This window comes from Pseudophaeobacter sp. TrK17 (assembly GCF_042192375.1).
In the GTDB taxonomy this organism is placed as follows: domain Bacteria; phylum Pseudomonadota; class Alphaproteobacteria; order Rhodobacterales; family Rhodobacteraceae; genus Pseudophaeobacter.
Window position 1 is genome coordinate 3786466 of record NZ_CP071700.1, and the last position, 16015, is coordinate 3802480.

A 16015-nucleotide genomic window follows, 5' to 3' on the forward strand; every position below is an offset into this window, starting at 1 on the left:
ATCGCGTGTTTAACCCGCCGAAACAGGCGCCAATGGCCTATGTGCTGCCCCTACAGGCTCAGTGGTACCGAGCCCTTTGACATACGCACCAAAGTGCGGATCACCGCCGCCTTGTCTGGGTGGGTATCCAGCAGGTCCCGCCGCAGATCCGACGTATTGGCCGCGCCGGTCTCCGCCGCAATCCGGTACAGGGCCAGGTCCGCCTCGGGATCGCCACGTAGCTCGCTCCAAGCCGCCTGCGCTGCGCCAAACCGCCCCAATCGCACCCCAACCCGTCCCAGATTGCGCCGCGCATCGGTGTCTGTGGGTTCAAGATCCAGCGCGCGGCTAAAGGCCTCAAACGCGGTCTCGAAATCTTCCGCACTCAGCGCTGCGCGGCCAAGTTCAAACCAGGCGGCCGAATGCTCCGGCATGACCTGAACCGTGCGCCGCAGCATCGCCTGCGCCTGCGCCATCCGGCCAAGTTCGAAGAGGACCTTGCCGTAGTTGTACATCATTGATGGATGCGGATCAGCACCCGCCACCAAAGAGGCAAGTATATCTGCGGCCTGCCCCCAGTTTCCGGTCTGAAGGGCGCGCTGAAGTCGGTCCAGTTTCATGGCGCCACCCTATCCCGATTCCGCAACAGATTTGTCACAAATCCGTTTCCCGAACCGCCTATTCAGGCACCAGATTTTCGAAGGGGAAAACACAATGGTCTTGTCAGCATTTTCATCTCCCGGCCGTTTCTGGCGAGGCAATCTGCACACCCACTCGACCCTGTCGGACGGCTGCCTTGATCCCGCAGAAGTGTGCCGCCGGTACAAGGCCGAAGGCTATGATTTCCTGGCGCTGACGGATCATTTCATCGGCGCCTATGACTATCCCCTTGCGGATACAAAACCATTTCGCGACGACGGGTTCACCACGCTTCTCGGGGCGGAACTGCATTCCGGCGCCATGGAAAACGGTGAACTGTGGCACATCCTTGCGGTTGGCCTGCCCGAAGGGTTTGCAGCGCCCAACGCTCCGGGCTTTCATCCGGTGGACGATCAGGAAACAGGCCCGGAACTTGCGGCGCGCGCCCGGGACGCCGGCGCATTTGTCGCCATCGCCCATCCGCACTGGTCCGGCCTGACTCTTTCTGATGCGCGTTCAATCGAAGCGGCGCATGCGGTCGAGATCTATAATCACGGCTGTGCCATCGGTTGCGACCGCGAGGGTGGCGGGCATGTGCTCGACCTATTGCTGTCAGAAGGCCGTGATGTGACGCTTATCGCCACCGATGACGCCCATTTTACTGAACCAGACCATTTTGGCGGTTGGGTCATGGTCAAGGCAGAGGCCAACAATCCTGACCTACTGCTGCAAGCCCTGAAACAAGGTGATTTCTACAGCTCACAAGGGCCTGAAATTCGCAATGTGACACTCACCGGCGACACAATCGAGATCGAAAGCACCGCCGCGTCAACGATGATCCTGCAAGGCCATGGCCAAGCGGCGACAGCCATCCATGGTGCCTCAATGACCCGCGGCCAGATCCCGCTACACCGGTTCCGCAATTCGCCTTGGCTGCGGGTAACAGTGGTGGACGCTGCGGGCAAACGCGCCTGGACCAATCCCTTTCGCTTGTGATGGCGCGGCCTATCACAGGCGGCCAATGGGAAGGAAGGCACCGCAAATGCAGCCCTGCCCCCCCATTGGCACCGCTCATTAGGTAAGTACCGGTTTCCACACGATAGAACCCAATGCGGCTCTGGCCTTTCTGTAGATCATGCTTGTCGACTACGCGGGGCAGACCTTTAATTTGCTCTTGCCAGGTCACTGATCGCTTTCACTTGTTCTGTGCTGACTCCGCTTAAACCTTGCGGTTAGGGGCAGTGCGTCTTGCCAAATTAATCAGGGAGAGATACTGACTGGATTTGTTATGATATATCATAACAAATTCATCATAGCAAAGGCAGGAAGCTTCACATGAAACAGACAATCCTCAAACGCGTTGGCGTCATTGCGCTTGGCGCGCTGATCGTTAGTTCGGCGCAGGTAATGGCGCAAACAGCGGAAAATTCCGCCACCACTCACACCCATACCCATACACACACACATAAGGACGACGGGCCATCCCTGGTCGACGCCGCTGCGGTTAAAGCCCGCAACCTGTCTGACTGGGGTGGCGACTGGCAGTCGCTTTACCCACTCCTGCAAGACGGCACTTTGGATGAAGTGATGGAACACAAAGCTGAACATGGAGAAAAATCCGCTGAGGAGTATCGTGCCTACTACGAGGTCGGCTACAAAACAGATGTGGAGCGTATCCTGATCGACGGCCCCAGCGTGACTTTTTTCCGGGACGGCCAGCCTGTGCAGGGGCAGTACGCCGAAGACGGATATGAAATCCTGACCTACAAATCCGGCAATCAGGGTGTGCGCTTCATTTTTGAAAAATCCGGCGGCGACGCGGCCGCGCCTCGGTTCATTCAGTTCAGCGACCACAAGATTGCACCAACCAAGGCTGACCACTACCATCTTTACTGGGGTAATGATCGCGCTGAGTTGCTGACAGAAGTCACCAACTGGCCAACATATTTCCCGGCCCAGTTGAACGGTGCAGAGATCGCATCTGAAATGATGGCCCATTAATAGGGCGCATTCCTGAACAGGAAAAATGCACGCGTTCTACATAGCGGACTTTGGCCGCTATGTAGAATGTTGATAAAATAGCGTCAAAGCAGACACCTGATGACCTCTGCACCCAGTCTGCGCCACCGGAAAATCCCTGCCTGTTGCATCCCTTCCAGTCGGACCGCCCGCCAGCGGATATGGGGCGCGTGTGCATTGGCTGGCACGGCGTCACGCGCAGCTATCCCCCTTCGAACCACGCGAATGCGGCCTGGAACAAAAGCAAAGACAAAAAAACCCGGCCACAAGGGCCGGGTTATGAACACTCAGATACAGTGATCGTTGTGATTTAGTGCAGCTTGTCGTTGACGTCGGTGATCGCCGCATCGATCAGTTTGTTTGCCTCGGTCGCTGTCATCTGCTTGGCGATCACTTGATCGGCAGCAGCAACAGCGATGGAGATCGCCTGATCGCGTACTTCTTTGACTGCAGAAGCTTCGGCAGATGCGATCTGCTCTTCTGCTGCCACCAGACGGCGGGCGATGGAAGTTTCCAGATCCGCCTTTGCCTCTTCGGCAGCCGCCGCCGCATCCTCACGGGCCGCAGCCACGATACGATCGGCCTGTGCCTGAACTTCCTGCTGCTTGCGCTCGTAGGAGGCCAGAATGGTCTGAGCTTCTTCCCGCAGGGCGCGGGCTTCGTTCAGTTCCTTCTGGATACCTTCGGCGCGGGCGTCCAATTGGCCACCCAGCAGGCTAGGCACTTTGACAAACAGAAGAATGCCAACAAACAGAAGAAAGCCGAGCAGAACAACAAAGTTGGTGTTGCTCATCGACAGGAAGGGACCAGAGGCGGCAAACGCCGGGCTGGTGGCCCCAAGGGTGAGGGCAATTGCCAGAACTGTGCGCATGTCCTTAACCTTTCATCCGGTCGGCAACCGCTGTCGCGACTGCTTTTGAATCTGCTTTGCCACCCAGCGCTGTTACCAGAGCTTCGGCGGTGTCGGCGGCCACAACTTTCACGCTTTCCAGCGCGCCAGCTTTGATCTCGCCAATGGCTTTTTCAGACTCAGCCGCTTTGGCTGCAATCTGTTCGTCCGCCTTGGCAATCGCGTCGTCCAGGCCAACCTGGATTTCGGCGCGTGTTTCGGCGGCGATACGCTGTGCCTCGGCGCGGGCGTCTGCCAGGGCCTTGTTATAAGCGTCTTCGGCCTCAACTGCCTTGGCTTTCAGATCTTCAGCCGCAGCAAGGTCGTTGGTAATGGTCCCCTGACGCTCTGCCAGAACCGCAGCAATGCGGGGCAGCGCGACACGCGACAAAATGAGATAGATCGCGACCAGCGCGATTGCCAGCCAGAAGATCTGGTTCCCGAAGGTCGAGAAATCCAGCTGCGGCATGCCCGGAGCAGAGCCGTGCGCGGCCTCGGCGGCGCCGTGAGCTGCGTCTTGCGTATTAGATGCCATGTCGTCCTCCTAGGGAACTTGCCGTTACATCGGGCGGTGGGCCATTGGGCCTACCGCCCGACCGTAAGGATAAAGTGTCCTAAGGTCTTAGACTGCGAACATCAGCAGCAGAGCAACCAGGAACGAGAAGATGCCCAGGGCTTCTGCAAAGGCGATGCCGATGAAGAGAGTAGCTGTCTGGCCGGCGGCTGCCGATGGGTTGCGCAGTGCGCCTGCCAGGAAGTTGCCGGCTACGTGGCCAACACCGATTGCGGCTGCGCCGGAACCGATTGCTGCCAGGCCTGCGCCGATGAACTGACCGAGTTGTGCGATATCGCCTTCCATGGGTATTCTCCTTACGATGGAATGTGGTGATTTGGGACCCGAATGACCCAGGAACGGATCATCCGGTAACTTGTTGGATCTAGACCTTAGTGGCTCGGATGCAGGGCATCTTTCAGATACACGCAGGTCAGGATGGTAAAGACATAGGCCTGGATAAAGGCCACCAGAACTTCGAGAGCGTAGACTGCGGTGATGGCAAAGATCGGCAGGAAGCTGAACAGGCCCAGAGCGCCCGCAAAACCTGCAAAAACCTTCAGAACCGCGTGGCCCGCCATGACGTTGCCAGCCAGACGAATGCTGTGGCTCACGGGGCGTACGAAGTAGGAAATGAGTTCGATGATGGCCAGGATGGGGCGCAGGGCCAGAGGCGCGCTGGATACCCAGAAGAGGCCAAGGAAACCGGCGCCATTTTTGACAAAGCCAACGATGGTGACGGTAAAGAACACCAGACCCGCCAGGATCGCGGTAACAGCGATATGCGAGGTGGTGGTGAAGGACATCGGGATCAGGCCCAGAAAGTTGGCCATCAGGATGAACATGAACAGGGTCATGATGTAGGGGAAGAACTTGACGCCGTCTTTGCCGGCCACGTCTTCAACCATTTTGTAGATGAACCCATAAGTCAGTTCCGCAACCGACTGGGCGCGGCCAGGCACGATGGCGCGGCGCGAAGAGCCAACAACCATCAGCAAGAAGACGCAGACAACGGCCAGGGCGAGCCAGAGCGTGACATTGGTGATTGCGAAGGTGTTTACTGCGCCACCAGTGAGCGAGGCGACGTTGAACTGATCCATCGGGTGGATCGCCAGAGCCGCGTGCTCAGGTGCAAAAAGCACGCCAGACACCACTACCAGTGCCAATGCTACGTAAAAGAACAGCTTGCCCATCGTTCCGCTTCTCCTGTCGTCAGGTGTTGATCACGCGATCAGTCCTGAGCCTTTGCATTTTCATCGGCCTGTTCGGCCAGTTTCTGTTCCTGGATCTCCTGCGCGGTGCGAAGCATCACCTTCACCCCTGCGACAAGTCCCAGCAGTATAAACAGCACCATAAAGATAGGCAGGGTCCCAAAAAGGTGATCCAACCCAAATCCGATGCCAAAGCCGATCCCAAGACCGACCACCAATTCTATCACCATCCGCCAGGCCTGATTGGCCAGAGAGTAGTGTTCATCCGCGCGCGGCTTGGGCTCTTGGGCCTTACGCGCCGCTGCCAGTTTGGCCTCCAGCTGCGCCATGCGCTGCTTTTGGTCATCATCTGTCACAGGCGCCATCCTCACGCGATTTCTATGTGAGGTGCTAAGGCGCTGGGGCCACAGAGTCAATTGCAGAGTCCACAGCCTCAGAAACACGGTAGGTGTTTGATATTAAATATGTTTTGAAAAATTCACCTACCCTGCGCGCTTCTGTCACTTGGCGTCTTTCGCCCAGAAGCCGCGAATTGGCATATTCAACCAAAAGGTTGATTTTGGTTTCACCCCGCTTTTGGCAAACCAAGCGCGGCTTTCCTTTAACGAAACAGGCGCCTAATGTGCGCGGTATGTCCAGTGAACTTGATACCGTCTTTGCCGCCCTGGCCGACCCGACCCGTCGGGCGATCCTCACCATGTTGTTGGAGGATGATATGGCGGTAACGGATGTGGCTGACCCTTTTGAGATGTCGCTGGCGGCAATTTCCAAACACCTCACCATCCTGAGCCGCGCCGGGTTGATCGCGCAGGAAAAGCGCGGGCGGGTGAAATGGTGCAAACTACAGCCCGACGCCATGCGGGCGGCTTCGGTCTGGATGCAGGGGTTTGGCCAGTTTGAACCGGTGCACCTGGACGCATTTGAACGCTTCCTGGCCAGCGAGTTGGACGACCAACCCCCAGTCCCACCCGCTCCGGCTATTCAGAACAGCGAAATCTGAGGCAGCCCATTCAGGCTTTGACAGGGCGCGCGGGCTTGGCCGCATCTTCGAGCAACAACACCAGGGCCACCACCGTCAGCGCAATCCCCACCAGGATCAGCCCGCTTGGGGCCGGGTTGCCCAGCGCGACCTGCCAGACAATCACCCAACTGGGAGTCAGATAGGTATAGGCCATGACCTTGGCCGCAGGCAGGTGAAGGCTGGCAAACTGCAGCAACACAAAGGTGACAGCGCTGGCAAATATCGCCACATAAAAAATTCCAACCCAAACCAGCATCGGCAGGGCGTCCCACTGGGTCGCGCGGATGTCCCCCCAGCCAACGACCAGCAATACCAGTGCACCGGCAATCAGGGTGCCAAAGGTAAAGGCAATCGCCGGCTCACCCCGGTTCAGCTTACGCACCACCGGCGTATAGATCGCATGGGCAACACAGCCGACAAAATAGATCATCTCTCCGCGGCCAATATCAAAGGCCCGCAGCGCCGCCAGGTCGGCCCGGAAGATCACCCAAAGCGCCCCCGCCGCGCCGATGCCCAAGGCCAGCGCCATGCGCGGCGTGGTAATCTGGCGCAGCAGCAGATAGCCAAAGACCCCGCTGAGCACCGGGGTCAGGGTAAAGACCGCCGAGGCGCTGACCGGATCTGCCGTCTGCAAGCCATAAAACATCAGCACAAAGTAGCTGGCAAACAGCGCCCCCATCACCAGATAGCGCCAGGGCGCCCGAAAATGATGCCGTCGCAGTTTGCCACTTAGCCCCGCGACCGCGCCAATCACCACCGCCGCGATGCCGAAACGCACCGCATTCAGCGCCATCGGCGCGATATCATTGGCGATCAAAACCCCCAGAGAAAACGATCCCGCCACCAGGACCGAAAACAACAGCATGGCGCCATGGGCGCGCTGAACCGGGCTCATTGCTGCCAGGCCTTGGCGCGCTCTTTCAAAAAGCTGAGGAAACTCTGCACCTTGTTAGTGCGGTGCAGGTCCACATGGGTCACCAACCAAAGGCTGCCTTCCCAATCGGCCTGAGGATCCATCATCTTGACCAAAGCCGGGCGGCGCGAGGCCTCCCACATCGACATAAAGCCAATACCGGCCCCTGCCATAACCGCCTCTTGCATTGCCACACCGTCGGAGCAGCGGAAGATGATTGTCTCTTCCGTGGTGTGTTCGCGCAGCCATTTGTTGAAAGGTGCGCGGCTGTCTGGATTGTCGGTGCCAACAAACTGATGGTTCTTCAGGTCATCGACACCTTTCAGCATGCCGTGCTGGTCTACATAGCCTTGGGAGGCAAACAGACCGATCTTCTGCTTCAGAAAGGGCTGTACCACATTGTCCGGCTGATCCGGTGCATTGCCTGCCCGCAGCGCCACATGGGCCTCGCCGTACTCCAGCCTGAACAGGCGCTCACCGGTGAGGTAGCGAATAACCAGGCCCGGATGCATCTGCTGGAACTCGGTCAGCACTGGCACCAGTAGATGCGACATCGACGACAGTGAGGTCACCACCAATTCGCCTGAAACCTCTTCCCCCTGGCCTTTCAACCGGCCAACCAACTGGCTGAACTGGTCATCTGTGGCCTGCGCCACCCGCAACAGGTCTTGACCGGATTCCGTTGGCGTATAGCCACGGGCATGACGCTGGAACAGCTTCACCCCCAGGCGTGTTTCGATTGCATCAATATGGCGGATCACCGTCGCATGATGCACCCCCAGAACCTCGGCGGCGCCACTGACAGTCCCCATGCGGGCCACCTGATAGGCGGTGCGAACTTCGTCCCAATTCTCCATCACACTGTCCTTGCTTCAAATCCGCTTTGTGAAATCTGCCCCTCAAGCCCCACCGCAAATTTGCACAAAACCTGTGCCGACACGGCGATTGAGTTCATTTTTGCTATAACCCATGTGTGATGCAGACGAAACAAAAAATAGGAATTCAGATCATGACCTCCACAGTTCTGCATATCGACTCCTCTGCCCGCACCGAGAACTCCGTCACCCGCTCGCTGAGCGCCGAGATCACCGGGCGGCTGGCACCTGAAACTGTCATCCGTCGGGATCTGGCGACCCCACTGCCACTGCTCGACGAGGCCTGGGTCGGTGCCAACTTCACCCCTGCGGACCAACGCAGCGATGAGCAGAAGGCGCTTCTTGCGCAGTCTGACGCGCTGATTGCCGAGCTGAAACAGGCCGATACCATTGTCATCGGCACGCCGATCTACAATTTCTCAGTGCCCTCGACGCTGAAGGCCTGGATTGATCTGGTTGCTCGCGTTGGGGTGACCTTCAATTACACCGAAACCGGCCCCGTTGGTCTGCTGGAGGGCAAACGCGCCATCATCGCGGTGGCCTCTGGCGGGACGCAGGCCGGATCGGATATCGATTTTGCCACCACCTACCTGCGCCATGTGCTTGGCTTTATCGGCATCACCGATGTTGAACTGGTCGCCGCAGATCAGCTGTCCATGGATGAGGAAGGTTCGATGCAGCGCGCCAAGTCCGCAATCGAGGCGCTTGCCGCCTAAGCTTTGCCCGCTAAATTTGGCAAACCAAACCTGAACACCGCCTCCCTCGGGGGGCGGTGCTTTTGTTCAACGCCCCTGTTGCACCACGCTACTCTGTTGCACCATGCTACCCGGACGGGAACGCAAGACAGGGCGCAGCAGATATGAAGAAAATCGGTATTCTCGGCGGCGTCGGCTGGGCCTCGACCCTGGACTACTATCGCGGCATCTGCGCGGGCAGCTGGCAGCGGCAAATCGAGACTGGCGCAAAGGCCGACAACGGCCCGCTCCCCTGCCCAAAGATCACCATAGAATCGGTCAATCAGGCCGAGACCCGCAGCCTGCGCGGGCGCCCCGAGGATGACGCCAGCTGGGCCGCCTTTGATGCGGTGTTTCGCAATGGCCTGCTGGTGCTGCAAGCGGCCGGATGTGATTTTGCGGTGATTGCCAGCAACACGCCAACGCCGGGGAGGCAGTGATCCTTGCCTGTACCGAACTGCCGCTGGCCTTCCCGGACCATATTGATGAGCCCTGTTTTGAGGCCGCCGGGGTCTTGTTTATCAATCCCTCCGCAGCCCATGTCGCAGCAGCGCTGGAGCTGGCATTGGGGGAACCCCAAAACGCCTAGGGGGGCGCGTCAGATCCAGCGGGGCTCACACCCGATGCGAGCGAGAAAGGCAAGAAAATCCTCCCGTGCCATCACCACGGTGCGATCATTCACCAGCGGGTGCATATTGATCACATCCACCTCCTGCACCGCTGCATCCATATAAAATGTCACCCCCTGCGCAACACCGGTGATCATTGCCATTGGGCTCACTGCGCCCGGGCGAATGCCCAGGTTCTGCATCAGGCGATCAGCAGATCCAAAGCTCAGCCCTGCGGCACCAATCTCCTTCCCCAGCGCCTTGAGGTCGATCTCGCGGTCCTGTTCGACAGAAATGAGGTAATTACGCTTCTTGCGATCCCGCAGATAGAGGTTCTTGATCTTCAGGCTGCTGACGCCGGGCTGCTGCATCTCTGCTTCAACCTGCTTGGCTTCCTCCACGGTCCGCAGCGGCACATGGGTAAACAGGGTATAGGGCAAATCCCATGCATCAAGCTGTGCCAACAGCGCATCTGAGCTGACCGGCAAGGCGTCCTGTTGAGCGGCGGCTGCATCCATGATTCAAGTCTCCCAAAGGCGGTATTTTACGTCGCCTTCAGATCACGCAAAAAACCCCAAAGACGCAAGAGACGATGCGCTCTCTGGAGACAAAACTGCGCCACAGCCGCTCAGGCACACAGTCACTCAGGTAGGCGAGCACACAGGTAGACGGGCACACAGGCAGGCCGGCACCCTGTCAGGCGGACACACAGCTGTGCAGCCAGTTAGGGGAGCAGGTAGGTGCGGCAGGCGGTCAGCCGAGCCCTCAAACCGGTGCGAGCTCGTCTTGTCTGACCTCCTCATAGTGGTCAAATGCAGTCTCAAACCAGCCGGTGCCGCGGCTGGCGCTGGCCAAGCTGTGACACAGGCCATCCTGTGCGACCAGCGGAATCAGGGCCTCCAGAACAACCCAACCCGCTTTGCCGTCTTCTGCAGCAAAGCCCAGAACCTGTCCCTTCCGGTTGCTAATCACCGGGATCACCCGGCCTGAAAACACCGAAGGCACATGAATGGCCACCTTCATAATGGGTTGCAAAAGCACCAGATCGGCCTGATCCAAAGCGCTCCGCACTGCATTTCTGGCCGCCGTGCGAAAAGCAAAATCAGCGCTGTCCACGGCGTGGTGCTTGCCATCTTTCAAGACCACCGCGACATCCACCACCGGGTGGCTGTTGTTGCCTTCCCGCAGGGCTTCGCGCACCCCGGCCTCAACCGAGGGAATATAGGCCTTTGGCATCGCTCCGCCCTTGATCCTGTCGTGAAACTGAAAACCGCTGCCCCGGGGCAGCGAGCGCATTTCGATCAGAACATCGGCACACTGCCCCGCCCCGCCGGACTGCTTGCGGTGACGGTAGCGCAGCTCAATTGGTTCTCTGAGGGTTTCGCAAAAGGACGGCGGCACCTGCTCGCCAATGGCTTCGACGCCAAACTCCGTTTCCAGCGTGGCCAGCACCCGGCGCAGATGCAACGGTCCCTGCAGATGCAACAGGGCGCGCCCAGAAATCGGATCCTGTTCCAGCTTAACAGCCGGATCAATGCCCACCAGACGGTCCAACGCCGCCGAGAGCCGCGCCTCGTCGCGTTGATGCACCGGAACAACCAAGCGCCGGTAGGTCGACGGCGGCGACTGTGCCCAGCCGGGCAGCCCGGCACTGCCATCAGCAGAATAACAGTAGCCAAGGTTCGGATGGTCGGATTTTATCGCCTGACCGATATCGTCGGCCTGCAGACCGCTGTGCGAGAGGCCAGTGTGCGAGAAGCCAGGGCTGCCAATGGTATTTCCGTGATCGCCCTGTCGCTCATCGGCGCCAGTGTCCAGCCCGCCCAACGCGGCCAGAGTGCCCCCCCACCGGATTACCATCCCCCAGGCCTCCGCCCAGGGCACGCAGCAAGACGGCTTTATCAAGATGTTTGCCCTGATCGGCCATACAGCCAACCGCCACCACATCCGCCAGCCCCTCCCCGAGTTTGCCCAGCCGCGCCCTTGTCAGGGTCGTTTTGCCAGATTGCGATGGCCCCAGTATCGTGAATACACGCATCCCTCTTGGTCCTTCCCTCAGCCAGATGGCTGCCCGGTTGGCCGCCCGAACGCTTACCCCGTTCGCCTGTGTTACCTGCTGCTGTTGCTGCCTCACGGCGCCCGATGGATCGCTCAGATCCGTTAAGTCGATGAGGCACCTATAGTCCCGATGCTGCGAGCCTCTCACTGTTTGAGTCAAGCCGTGGACGGCAGCTGACCTTCTCAGGCGTGCTAATTTCACTAGGATATAACTATGCGAATCACGCGAGACACCCCAGAGCAGCTGATCATCGCAAATACGCCCTGGCTGATCGGCATCATGCTCATCTTGTTTATCCTGGTCTTCATCGGCGCAGGTCTTCTCGTCGCCAGCGGAGAACAGGGTGATCTCTGGTTTGGCGTCTTGTTCGGCAGTCTGGGCGGCGGCATCGGCATAGTAGCTTTTTGCGCCTTTGTGCGACGCGTGCAGATCATTTTTGACCGCGTCGCCGGCAAGATTTTCATTCGTCGCCAGTCGGTTTTTGGCTACAGCAGCGAGGATCACCCACTGGATCAGCTGTCCCATGTGGAAATAGAACAGACCACGACGCTTCGGGATGGGCGCAGTTCAACCCTGTATCGCCCGACGCTGGTTCTAACGGCAGGGCCTGCGGCCCCCGGCGGCAAAACCCGCATCCCGATTGTTGCGGCCTATACCAACGGGGCAGGATCCGACCGGATTGCCAGGGCCGTGAACAGCTGGCTGCCGGCAAAAACCGTGATCTGAAACAGGCTGGACCTTGGCCAAACCCTGTCATCGCTTGACTCTGTCAGCCAATCCACGTAACGCAGGGCCCATATCCGGAAGCATCTATGTCTTCCGGTCCCTGACGTGTCGGGGATCGCCCTCCACCAGCGTGTTACGCCCGTGGGGGCAATTCTGTTTGGATTGCTCTCACAAGCCGACATTCGACCTGAAGGGCATTTGCGCATGGGCATCCCGCTCACTACATAGGGGCTGTCTGGTTTTGAAGTCGGCAAAGGAGGCCGTAAGCCATGTTTGAAAATCTATCCGAACGGCTTTCCGGGGTCTTTGACCGGCTGACCAAACAGGGCGCCCTGTCCGAGGAAGATGTCAAAACCGCCCTGCGCGAAGTCCGCGTTGCCCTGCTAGAGGCCGATGTCTCACTGCCGGTGGCGCGTGATTTTGTCAAAAAGGTTCAGGACCAGGCCACCGGACAGTCGGTGACCAAATCGGTCACCCCCGGCCAGCAGGTCGTCAAAATCGTGCATGACGCACTAGTTGACGTGCTGCGCGGCGACGAAGATCTCGGCACGCTCAAGGTGGACAACCCGCCTGCGCCGATCCTGATGGTGGGCCTGCAGGGCTCTGGTAAAACCACCACCACTGGTAAACTGGCCAAGCGGCTGAAGGACAAAGAAGGCAAGCGGGTGCTGATGGCCTCGCTCGATGTCTATCGCCCGGCTGCGATGGACCAGCTGGCGGTGCTGGGTGCCCAAATTGGCGTCGACACCCTGCCGATCGTCGCCGGTCAGAAACCCGTTGACATCGCCAAGCGCGCCAAACAGCAGGCCGCGCTGGGGGGCTATGACGTCTACATGCTGGACACCGCCGGCCGCTTGCAGATCGACGAAGTCCTGATGCAGGAAGTCGAGGATGTCGCGGCGGTGGTCTCCCCCCGTGAGACCCTGCTGGTGGTCGATGGTCTGACGGGTCAGGTCGCGGTTGAAGTGGCGGAAGAATTTGACGCCAAGATCGGCATCTCCGGCGTGGTGCTGACCCGGATGGATGGCGACGGTCGTGGCGGTGCCGCCCTGTCGATGCGCGCGGTGACCGGCAAGCCGATCCGCTTTGTCGGTCTGGGCGAAAAGATGGACGCCATCGAGACCTTCGAGCCAGAGCGCGTCGCAGGCCGTATCCTGGGCATGGGCGACATTGTTGCCCTGGTTGAAAAGGCGCAGGAAACCATCGAGGCCGAACAGGCCGAGCGCATGATGAAGCGCATGATGAAGGGTCATTTCAATATGAATGACCTGAAGATGCAGCTGGAACAGATGCAGCAGATGGGCGGCATGGAAGGCATGATGTCGATGATGCCCGGCATGGGCAAAATGGCCAAGCAGGTGCAGGACGCCGGCATGGACGACAAGGTCATCAAGCGCCAGATCGCCATGATCCAGTCGATGACCAAGAAAGAGCGCGCCAATCCCGGCCTACTGCAGGCCAGCCGCAAAAAGCGTATCGTGGCCGGCGCGGGCATGCAGGTCTCTGACCTGAACAAGCTTCTGAAAATGCACCGGCAGATGTCGGACATGATGAAGAAGATGGGCAAGATGGGCAAAGGCAAGATGCTGAAGCAGGCCATGAAAGGCATGCTCGGCAAAGGCGGCGGTATGGGCGACATGGCGGGTATGGATCCCAGCCAGATGGACCCCAAAGCGCTGGAAGCAGCGGCCAAAGCCATGGGCGGCGGCAAGGGTATGCCCGGCGGTCTGCCCGGTCTTGGTGGCATGGGCGGCATGGGCCTGCCCGGCGGTCTTTCTGGCTTTGGTAAAAAGAAATAACATGATCCAGGTTCCCACCATAGAAACTCAGCGCCTGATGCTGCGCCAGCCTGCGTTGAGCGATTTTGAGCCGCTCTGCGCCTTCTATGACTCGCCCCGTGCCGATTTTGTCGGTGGTCAGATGGAGCCGGACAAGGTCTGGCGTCATCTGGCGCTGGAAATCGGTCACTGGCAATTGCGGGGCTATGGTCGCTGGACGCTAGAGGAAAAGGACAGCGGCAAACCGGCTGGCATCATCGGCTTGTGGAACCCCGAAGGCTGGCCCGAGCCGGAAATCGGCTGGGACCTGTTTGAAGGTTTTGGCGGCAAGGGCTACGCCACCGAGGCCGCCACTGCCGCGCGTACCTATGCCTATGAGACCCTGGGCTGGAAAACCGCGATCAGCCTGGTCGCGCCTGAAAACCACGGCTCGCGCGCGGTGGCGCAGCGCCTGGGTGCAACCCGCGATGGTGACTTTGCCCATGTGCGCCTGGGCGCGCTGGAGGTTTGGCGCCACATGAGCCCCGATGATCTGGCCGCTGGCGGCATGGAGGCCTACGCATGACCGCAATGAGCCTGCCCATCCCGGTCCTTGAGACCGCGCGCCTGACACTGCGCGCGCCGCACCTGGATGATCTAAAACCAATGGCGGCTTTCTTTGAGACAGAGCGCAGCCATATTGTTGGCGGTCCGCGCGATGCCATGGGCAGCTATACCTCGCTGGTTTCCCGCCTGGGGCATTGGGTGCTCAATGGCTACGGGCTGTGGCATATCGTCGAAAAAGCCTCTGGGCGCTTCATCGGCTGGACCGGTCTGATCTTTGCCCCTGCCTGGTCTGAGCCAGAGTTGGGCTGGACCCTGTTTGAAGAGGCCGAGGGCAAGGGCTACGGTTTTGAAGCCGCGACCGCTGCCCGCAACTACGGTGCGCATCAACAGGGCCTGAACGGTGTGATCAGCTATATTGCGCCGCACAACAATCGCTCTATTGCACTTGCGGAACGCCTGGGCGCACGTTTTGAATCTGACGCTGCGCTGCTGGGCAAGCCCTGTCAGATCTGGCGGCACCCCACCCTGGAGGCCGCAGCATGAGCCGCCAGAACATCCCGGTTCTTGAAACCAAACGCCTGGTACTGCGCGGCCCCGAGGCCGAGGATTACCCCGATTTTGAGGCGACCTTCTCCTCTTATCGGGCGCGGTTCATGGGCGGGCCTTTGAATGCCTATGAGGCCTGGATGCTCTATGCCGCTGAAATCGGCCATTGGCAGATCCACGGCTTTGGCATGTGGATGATCCACGACAAGGTCACGGATGAAACCTACGGCATGGCCGGCGGCTGGATGCCTGCGGGCTGGCCAGAACGGGAAATCGCCTGGATCATCTGGCCCGACGCCGCAGGGCGCGGCTATGCGCTGGAGGCCACCAATGCCGCCCGCGCCTATTTCTACGAAACCCAGGGCTGGGAAACCGCTGTCAGCTATCTCGACCCCAAGAACCTCGACTCCATCCGCCTGGCAGAACGGCTTGGCGCGGTGAAAGATCACGATGCGGCAACCATTGATGGCAACGATGCGGTCTATCGCCACCCAGCCCCTGCGGCGCTGAAGGGCAGCCAGATTGCCCATGGTATCGAGATGGAAATCAGCCACTACGCTGACCCGCTGTTCAAACCAAAAGGATGGGCTCTTGACTGATCACATCACCCCAGCCGAGCACACGCAGGACGACGTGGCCCGCGCCGCCGAAATCCTGCAAGGGCACCGCGAAAGCATCGACCGGCTTGATGCGATTCTCGTCTACACCTTGGGCGAGCGGTTCAAACACACACAGGCCGTGGGTCAGCTGAAAGCTGAACATGCGCTGCCGCCCTCGGATCCCACCCGAGAGGCCGCGCAGATTGCACGGCTCGAAGATTTGGCGAAACGGGCCAACCTGGACCCCGATTTTGCCAAGGCTTTCCTGAATTTCATCATTCAGGAAGTCATCAGACACCACAAGAAACACCAGGAATAAC

The 16015-nt window shown here is 59.4% G+C and carries 23 protein-coding genes; 12 read left to right on the forward strand and 11 right to left on the reverse strand.

Translation table 11 applies throughout. From position 1 onward, the window contains the following. Nucleotides 1–50: 50 nt before the first annotated feature. Complete coding sequence (locus JZI28_RS18010) at nucleotides 51–599, reverse strand: tetratricopeptide repeat protein (RefSeq protein WP_375698486.1); 549 nt, start codon at nucleotides 597–599, stop codon at nucleotides 51–53. Nucleotides 600–693: 94 nt separating this feature from the next. Here JZI28_RS18010 and JZI28_RS18015 point away from each other — a divergent pair, with 94 nt between their 5' ends. Continuing rightward, complete coding sequence (locus JZI28_RS18015) at nucleotides 694–1614, forward strand: PHP domain-containing protein (protein ID WP_375698487.1); 921 nt, start codon at nucleotides 694–696, stop codon at nucleotides 1612–1614. Between the two features lie 339 nt (nucleotides 1615–1953). Further along, nucleotides 1954–2619, forward strand: coding sequence for a metal-binding protein ZinT (locus JZI28_RS18020; RefSeq protein ID WP_375698488.1), 666 nt, complete (start codon nucleotides 1954–1956; stop codon nucleotides 2617–2619). Between the two features lie 328 nt (nucleotides 2620–2947). Here the strand turns inward: JZI28_RS18020 and JZI28_RS18025 are convergent, their stop codons facing one another. The 5 genes from JZI28_RS18025 to JZI28_RS18045 form a co-directional block, all read right to left on the reverse strand. After that, on the reverse strand, nucleotides 2948–3508 hold the full coding sequence (locus JZI28_RS18025; RefSeq protein ID WP_295448493.1) for a F0F1 ATP synthase subunit B: 561 nt from the start codon (nucleotides 3506–3508) through the stop codon (nucleotides 2948–2950). 4 nt (nucleotides 3509–3512) lie between these two features. Further along, on the reverse strand, nucleotides 3513–4061 hold the full coding sequence (locus JZI28_RS18030; protein WP_375698489.1) for a F0F1 ATP synthase subunit B': 549 nt from the start codon (nucleotides 4059–4061) through the stop codon (nucleotides 3513–3515). An 87-nt stretch (nucleotides 4062–4148) separates the two neighbouring features. Then, on the reverse strand, nucleotides 4149–4385 hold the full coding sequence (locus tag JZI28_RS18035) for a F0F1 ATP synthase subunit C (RefSeq protein WP_008205040.1): 237 nt from the start codon (nucleotides 4383–4385) through the stop codon (nucleotides 4149–4151). A gap of 86 nt (nucleotides 4386–4471) precedes the next feature. Next, nucleotides 4472–5272, reverse strand: coding sequence for a F0F1 ATP synthase subunit A (locus JZI28_RS18040; protein ID WP_295448504.1), 801 nt, complete (start codon nucleotides 5270–5272; stop codon nucleotides 4472–4474). Nucleotides 5273–5310: 38 nt separating this feature from the next. Continuing rightward, nucleotides 5311–5655: an AtpZ/AtpI family protein gene (locus JZI28_RS18045; RefSeq protein ID WP_295448513.1), complete on the reverse strand. Its 345-nt coding sequence runs from the start codon at nucleotides 5653–5655 to the stop codon at nucleotides 5311–5313. 266 nt (nucleotides 5656–5921) lie between these two features. On the opposite strand from JZI28_RS18045, the gene JZI28_RS18050 reads away from it, so the two are divergent. Then, the gene (locus tag JZI28_RS18050; protein ID WP_375698490.1) at nucleotides 5922–6290 is read left to right on the forward strand and encodes an ArsR/SmtB family transcription factor; all 369 of its coding nucleotides are present in this window, start codon (nucleotides 5922–5924) and stop codon (nucleotides 6288–6290) included. A 10-nt stretch (nucleotides 6291–6300) separates the two neighbouring features. Here JZI28_RS18050 and JZI28_RS18055 read toward each other — a convergent pair whose 3' ends face one another. Both JZI28_RS18055 and JZI28_RS18060 read right to left on the reverse strand, forming a co-directional pair. Then, the gene (locus JZI28_RS18055; protein ID WP_375698491.1) at nucleotides 6301–7206 is read right to left on the reverse strand and encodes a DMT family transporter; all 906 of its coding nucleotides are present in this window, start codon (nucleotides 7204–7206) and stop codon (nucleotides 6301–6303) included. Next, a complete protein-coding gene (locus JZI28_RS18060) occupies nucleotides 7203–8081 on the reverse strand; it encodes a LysR family transcriptional regulator (RefSeq protein WP_375698492.1) in 879 nt (292 codons plus the stop codon). Before JZI28_RS18060 ends, JZI28_RS18055 begins: the two co-directional genes overlap by 4 nt. Before the next feature lie 152 nt (nucleotides 8082–8233). On the opposite strand from JZI28_RS18060, the gene JZI28_RS18065 reads away from it, so the two are divergent. The 3 genes from JZI28_RS18065 (at nucleotide 8234) to JZI28_RS18075 (ending at nucleotide 9422) form a co-directional block, all read left to right on the forward strand. Then, the gene (locus tag JZI28_RS18065; RefSeq protein ID WP_297340726.1) at nucleotides 8234–8815 is read left to right on the forward strand and encodes an FMN-dependent NADH-azoreductase; all 582 of its coding nucleotides are present in this window, start codon (nucleotides 8234–8236) and stop codon (nucleotides 8813–8815) included. A gap of 143 nt (nucleotides 8816–8958) precedes the next feature. After that, the gene (locus JZI28_RS18070; RefSeq protein ID WP_375698493.1) at nucleotides 8959–9273 is read left to right on the forward strand and encodes a hypothetical protein; all 315 of its coding nucleotides are present in this window, start codon (nucleotides 8959–8961) and stop codon (nucleotides 9271–9273) included. Then, complete coding sequence (locus tag JZI28_RS18075; RefSeq protein WP_375698494.1) at nucleotides 9270–9422, forward strand: hypothetical protein; 153 nt, start codon at nucleotides 9270–9272, stop codon at nucleotides 9420–9422. Before JZI28_RS18070 ends, JZI28_RS18075 begins: the two co-directional genes overlap by 4 nt. A gap of 9 nt (nucleotides 9423–9431) precedes the next feature. On the opposite strand, the gene JZI28_RS18080 is transcribed toward JZI28_RS18075, so the two are convergent. From JZI28_RS18080 to JZI28_RS18090, 3 genes are all read right to left on the reverse strand, one after another. Beyond that, the gene (locus JZI28_RS18080) at nucleotides 9432–9959 is read right to left on the reverse strand and encodes a prolyl-tRNA synthetase associated domain-containing protein (protein WP_375698495.1); all 528 of its coding nucleotides are present in this window, start codon (nucleotides 9957–9959) and stop codon (nucleotides 9432–9434) included. A gap of 247 nt (nucleotides 9960–10206) precedes the next feature. Further along, nucleotides 10207–11301: a hypothetical protein gene (locus tag JZI28_RS18085; protein WP_375698496.1), complete on the reverse strand. Its 1095-nt coding sequence runs from the start codon at nucleotides 11299–11301 to the stop codon at nucleotides 10207–10209. Beyond that, entirely contained in the window at nucleotides 11240–11479 is a 240-nt protein-coding gene (locus tag JZI28_RS18090) for a hypothetical protein (RefSeq protein WP_375698497.1), read from the reverse strand. Before JZI28_RS18090 ends, JZI28_RS18085 begins: the two co-directional genes overlap by 62 nt. A 234-nt stretch (nucleotides 11480–11713) precedes the next feature. Between JZI28_RS18090 and JZI28_RS18095 the strand changes: the two genes are divergently transcribed. The 6 genes from JZI28_RS18095 (at nucleotide 11714) to JZI28_RS18120 (ending at nucleotide 16014) form a co-directional block, all read left to right on the forward strand. Further along, a complete protein-coding gene (locus JZI28_RS18095) occupies nucleotides 11714–12226 on the forward strand; it encodes a hypothetical protein (RefSeq protein ID WP_375698498.1) in 513 nt (170 codons plus the stop codon). A 269-nt stretch (nucleotides 12227–12495) separates the two neighbouring features. Then, the gene (gene ffh / locus JZI28_RS18100) at nucleotides 12496–14025 is read left to right on the forward strand and encodes a signal recognition particle protein (protein ID WP_295455543.1); all 1530 of its coding nucleotides are present in this window, start codon (nucleotides 12496–12498) and stop codon (nucleotides 14023–14025) included. Nucleotide 14026: 1 nt separating this feature from the next. Continuing rightward, nucleotides 14027–14569, forward strand: a complete 543-nt coding sequence (locus tag JZI28_RS18105) for a GNAT family N-acetyltransferase (RefSeq protein ID WP_375698499.1) — start codon at nucleotides 14027–14029, stop codon at nucleotides 14567–14569. Then, nucleotides 14566–15093: a GNAT family N-acetyltransferase gene (locus JZI28_RS18110; RefSeq protein WP_295455540.1), complete on the forward strand. Its 528-nt coding sequence runs from the start codon at nucleotides 14566–14568 to the stop codon at nucleotides 15091–15093. Before JZI28_RS18105 ends, JZI28_RS18110 begins: the two co-directional genes overlap by 4 nt. Continuing rightward, nucleotides 15090–15695, forward strand: a complete 606-nt coding sequence (locus JZI28_RS18115; protein ID WP_375698500.1) for a GNAT family N-acetyltransferase — start codon at nucleotides 15090–15092, stop codon at nucleotides 15693–15695. The genes JZI28_RS18110 and JZI28_RS18115 overlap by 4 nt, the downstream gene beginning before the upstream one ends. After that, nucleotides 15688–16014, forward strand: a complete 327-nt coding sequence (locus JZI28_RS18120) for a chorismate mutase (RefSeq protein WP_295455537.1) — start codon at nucleotides 15688–15690, stop codon at nucleotides 16012–16014. Before JZI28_RS18115 ends, JZI28_RS18120 begins: the two co-directional genes overlap by 8 nt. The last annotated feature ends 1 nt before the right edge of the window (nucleotide 16015 follow it).

Bases quoted from the DNA above. Each gene is read 5' to 3' on its own strand.
- JZI28_RS18110 (WP_295455540.1), top strand. From the start codon at position 14,566: ATGACCGCAATGAGCCTGCCCATCCCGGTCCTTGAGACCGCGCGCCTG.
- ffh (WP_295455543.1), top strand. From the start codon at position 12,496: ATGTTTGAAAATCTATCCGAACGGCTTTCCGGGGTCTTTGACCGGCTG.
- JZI28_RS18020 (WP_375698488.1), top strand. From the start codon at position 1,954: ATGAAACAGACAATCCTCAAACGCGTTGGCGTCATTGCGCTTGGCGCG.
- JZI28_RS18090 (WP_375698497.1), bottom strand. From the start codon at position 11,479: ATGCGTGTATTCACGATACTGGGGCCATCGCAATCTGGCAAAACGACC.
- JZI28_RS18055 (WP_375698491.1), bottom strand. From the start codon at position 7,206: ATGAGCCCGGTTCAGCGCGCCCATGGCGCCATGCTGTTGTTTTCGGTC.
- JZI28_RS18035 (WP_008205040.1), bottom strand. From the start codon at position 4,385: ATGGAAGGCGATATCGCACAACTCGGTCAGTTCATCGGCGCAGGCCTG.
- JZI28_RS18105 (WP_375698499.1), top strand. From the start codon at position 14,027: ATGATCCAGGTTCCCACCATAGAAACTCAGCGCCTGATGCTGCGCCAG.
- JZI28_RS18045 (WP_295448513.1), bottom strand. From the start codon at position 5,655: ATGGCGCCTGTGACAGATGATGACCAAAAGCAGCGCATGGCGCAGCTG.
- JZI28_RS18040 (WP_295448504.1), bottom strand. From the start codon at position 5,272: ATGGGCAAGCTGTTCTTTTACGTAGCATTGGCACTGGTAGTGGTGTCT.
- JZI28_RS18095 (WP_375698498.1), top strand. From the start codon at position 11,714: ATGCGAATCACGCGAGACACCCCAGAGCAGCTGATCATCGCAAATACG.
- JZI28_RS18080 (WP_375698495.1), bottom strand. From the start codon at position 9,959: ATGGATGCAGCCGCCGCTCAACAGGACGCCTTGCCGGTCAGCTCAGAT.
- JZI28_RS18025 (WP_295448493.1), bottom strand. From the start codon at position 3,508: ATGCGCACAGTTCTGGCAATTGCCCTCACCCTTGGGGCCACCAGCCCG.
- JZI28_RS18010 (WP_375698486.1), bottom strand. From the start codon at position 599: ATGAAACTGGACCGACTTCAGCGCGCCCTTCAGACCGGAAACTGGGGG.
- JZI28_RS18065 (WP_297340726.1), top strand. From the start codon at position 8,234: ATGACCTCCACAGTTCTGCATATCGACTCCTCTGCCCGCACCGAGAAC.
- JZI28_RS18070 (WP_375698493.1), top strand. From the start codon at position 8,959: ATGAAGAAAATCGGTATTCTCGGCGGCGTCGGCTGGGCCTCGACCCTG.
- JZI28_RS18050 (WP_375698490.1), top strand. From the start codon at position 5,922: ATGTCCAGTGAACTTGATACCGTCTTTGCCGCCCTGGCCGACCCGACC.
- JZI28_RS18115 (WP_375698500.1), top strand. From the start codon at position 15,090: ATGAGCCGCCAGAACATCCCGGTTCTTGAAACCAAACGCCTGGTACTG.
- JZI28_RS18030 (WP_375698489.1), bottom strand. From the start codon at position 4,061: ATGGCATCTAATACGCAAGACGCAGCTCACGGCGCCGCCGAGGCCGCG.
- JZI28_RS18015 (WP_375698487.1), top strand. From the start codon at position 694: ATGGTCTTGTCAGCATTTTCATCTCCCGGCCGTTTCTGGCGAGGCAAT.
- JZI28_RS18085 (WP_375698496.1), bottom strand. From the start codon at position 11,301: ATGGTAATCCGGTGGGGGGGCACTCTGGCCGCGTTGGGCGGGCTGGAC.
- JZI28_RS18060 (WP_375698492.1), bottom strand. From the start codon at position 8,081: ATGGAGAATTGGGACGAAGTTCGCACCGCCTATCAGGTGGCCCGCATG.